Origin of the sequence: Micromonospora sp. NPDC023814 (genome assembly GCF_040639595.1) — a bacterium.
Lineage (GTDB): Bacteria > Actinomycetota > Actinomycetes > Mycobacteriales > Micromonosporaceae > Micromonospora.
Window position 1 is genome coordinate 1 of the sequence record NZ_JBFAAF010000154.1, and the last position, 3,250, is coordinate 3,250.

Genomic DNA, 3,250 nt, shown 5'->3' on the forward strand with positions numbered 1-3,250 from the left:
CCCGGGACTGGTCAGGCCTTTTGGTTTGGCTGGTTTTGGATTCCTTTGGCAACATTTGTTGTCGGGATGACTGTTTCAACAAAGGTTTTTGTTGGAGAGTTTGATCCTGGCTCAGGACGAACGCTGGCGGCGTGCTTAACACATGCAAGTCGAGCGGAAAGGCCCTTCGGGGTACTCGAGCGGCGAACGGGTGAGTAACACGTGAGCAACCTGCCCTAGGCTTTGGGATAACCCCGGGAAACCGGGGCTAATACCGAATAGGACCTCTGACCGCATGGTTGGTGGTGGAAAGTTTTTCGGCCTGGGATGGGCTCGCGGCCTATCAGCTTGTTGGTGGGGTGATGGCCTACCAAGGCGACGACGGGTAGCCGGCCTGAGAGGGCGACCGGCCACACTGGGACTGAGACACGGCCCAGACTCCTACGGGAGGCAGCAGTGGGGAATATTGCACAATGGGCGGAAGCCTGATGCAGCGACGCCGCGTGAGGGATGACGGCCTTCGGGTTGTAAACCTCTTTCAGCAGGGACGAAGCGTAAGTGACGGTACCTGCAGAAGAAGCGCCGGCCAACTACGTGCCAGCAGCCGCGGTAAGACGTAGGGCGCGAGCGTTGTCCGGATTTATTGGGCGTAAAGAGCTCGTAGGCGGCTTGTCGCGTCGACTGTGAAAACCCGCAGCTCAACTGCGGGCCTGCAGTCGATACGGGCAGGCTAGAGTTCGGTAGGGGAGACTGGAATTCCTGGTGTAGCGGTGAAATGCGCAGATATCAGGAGGAACACCGGTGGCGAAGGCGGGTCTCTGGGCCGATACTGACGCTGAGGAGCGAAAGCGTGGGGAGCGAACAGGATTAGATACCCTGGTAGTCCACGCTGTAAACGTTGGGCGCTAGGTGTGGGGGGCCTCTCCGGTTCCCTGTGCCGCAGCTAACGCATTAAGCGCCCCGCCTGGGGAGTACGGCCGCAAGGCTAAAACTCAAAGGAATTGACGGGGGCCCGCACAAGCGGCGGAGCATGCGGATTAATTCGATGCAACGCGAAGAACCTTACCTGGGTTTGACATGGCCGCAAAACCGGCAGAGATGTCGGGTCCTTCGGGGGCGGTCACAGGTGGTGCATGGCTGTCGTCAGCTCGTGTCGTGAGATGTTGGGTTAAGTCCCGCAACGAGCGCAACCCTCGTTCGATGTTGCCAGCGCGTTATGGCGGGGACTCATCGAAGACTGCCGGGGTCAACTCGGAGGAAGGTGGGGATGACGTCAAGTCATCATGCCCCTTATGTCCAGGGCTTCACGCATGCTACAATGGCCGGTACAATGGGCTGCGATACCGTGAGGTGGAGCGAATCCCAAAAAGCCGGTCTCAGTTCGGATCGGGGTCTGCAACTCGACCCCGTGAAGTCGGAGTCGCTAGTAATCGCAGATCAGCAACGCTGCGGTGAATACGTTCCCGGGCCTTGTACACACCGCCCGTCACGTCACGAAAGTCGGCAACACCCGAAGCCGGTGGCCCAACCCCTTGTGGGAGGGAGCCGTCGAAGGTGGGGCTGGCGATTGGGACGAAGTCGTAACAAGGTAGCCGTACCGGAAGGTGCGGCTGGATCACCTCCTTTCTAAGGAGCACCTTCACCTGAAAGGGTGTAAGGAGCCCGCGACCTGCGAATGTCGGGTCGGGGTGCTCAATGGCGGAGACACTGGCGAGTTTCGCTCTGGCAACGGCCGCGATGATCTAGTACACGCCTCTTCGGGGGTGCAGGAACGGTCGGGTTGGTGCGGCTGGGGAGGAATGATAAGCACCCTGTTGGGTCCTGAAAGAACAACCTGGTGGTTGTTTCTTTCGGAGCCATGGCCTTCACCTGTGGGTGGGGGATGGTTGCCAGGCATGGCCTGGTCTCGCATACCGTCGGCGGGTTGTCGGGCTGGTGTGGGGCTGTGGGTTGTGGGTTGGTCGTTTGTTGAGAATTGCACAGTGGACGCGAGCATCTTTGTGGTCAAGTTGTCAAGGGCGAACGGTGGATGCCTTGGCACCAGGAGCCGATGAAGGACGTGGGAGGCCGCGATAGGCCTGGGGGAGCTGTCAACCGAGCTGTGATCCCAGGGTGTCCGAATGGGGGAACCCGGCATCAGTCATGTGATGTCACCTGCACCTGAACACATAGGGTGTATGGAGGGAACGCGGGGAAGTGAAACATCTCAGTACCCGTAGGAAGAGAAAACAATTTAGTGATTCCGTGAGTAGTGGCGAGCGAAAGCGGATTGAGGCTAAACCGGCTGCGTGTGATACCTGTCAGGGGTTGCGTGGTCGGGGTTGTGGGACCCTGCTACACGAGCTGACACTCGTGTGAGGAGTTATAAAGCCAGTTGCTAGCCGAACAGTCTGGAATGGCTGACCGTAGGCGGTGATAGTCCGGTAGGTGAAAGTGGCTGGTCTCCTGTGGGTGTTCCCGAGTAGCGGCGGACCCCTGAAATCTGCCGTGAATCTGCCAGGACCACCTGGTAAGCCTAAATACTTCCTGGTGACCGATAGCGGACGAGTACCGTGAGGGAATGGTGAAAAGTACCCCGGGAGGGGAGTGAAATAGTACCTGAAACCGTTCGCCTACAATCCGTCGGAGCCTTGCGGGGTGACGGCGTGCCTTTTGAAGAATGAGCCTGCGAGTTAGTGGCATGTGGCGAGGTTAACCCGTGTGGGGGAGCCGTAGCGAAAGCGAGTCTGAATAGGGCGATTCAGTCGCGTGTCCTAGACCCGAAGCGGAGTGATCTAGCCATGGGCAGGCTGAAGCGCGGGTAAGACCGCGTGGAGGGCCGAACCCACCAACGTTGAAAAGTTGGGGGATGACCTGTGGTTAGGGGTGAAAGGCCAATCAAACTCCGTGATAGCTGGTTCTCCCCGAAATGCATTTAGGTGCAGCGTCGCGTGTTTCTTGCCGGAGGTAGAGCACTGGATGGTCTAGGGGGCCCACAAGCTTACCGAAATCAGCCAAACTCCGAATGCCGGTAAGTGAGAGCGCGGCAGTGAGACTGCGGGGGATAAGCTTCGTAGTCGAGAGGGAAACAGCCCAGATCACCAGCTAAGGCCCCTAAGCGTGTGCTAAGTGGAAAAGGATGTGGGGTCGCATAGACAACCAGGAGGTTGGCTTAGAAGCAGCCACCCTTTAAAGAGTGCGTAATAGCTCACTGGTCAAGTGGTTCCGCGCCGACAATGTAGCGGGGCTCAAGCACACCGCCGAAGCTGTGGCATTCACATTTTTACCTTGC

2 rRNA genes (1 of these 2 cut by a window edge) are annotated in these 3,250 nt (G+C 58.5%); both read left to right on the plus strand.

Annotated features, from left to right (window positions below):
• The first annotated feature begins 88 nt into the window (after positions 1-88).
• Positions 89-1,605, plus strand: a 16S ribosomal RNA gene (locus AB0G14_RS34530).
• A 376-nt stretch (positions 1,606-1,981) separates the two neighbouring features.
• Positions 1,982-3,250: ribosomal RNA gene (locus AB0G14_RS34535) — 23S ribosomal RNA — on the plus strand; it runs 1,858 nt beyond the window's last position.
• Together the 16S and 23S rRNA genes form the textbook arrangement of a ribosomal RNA operon.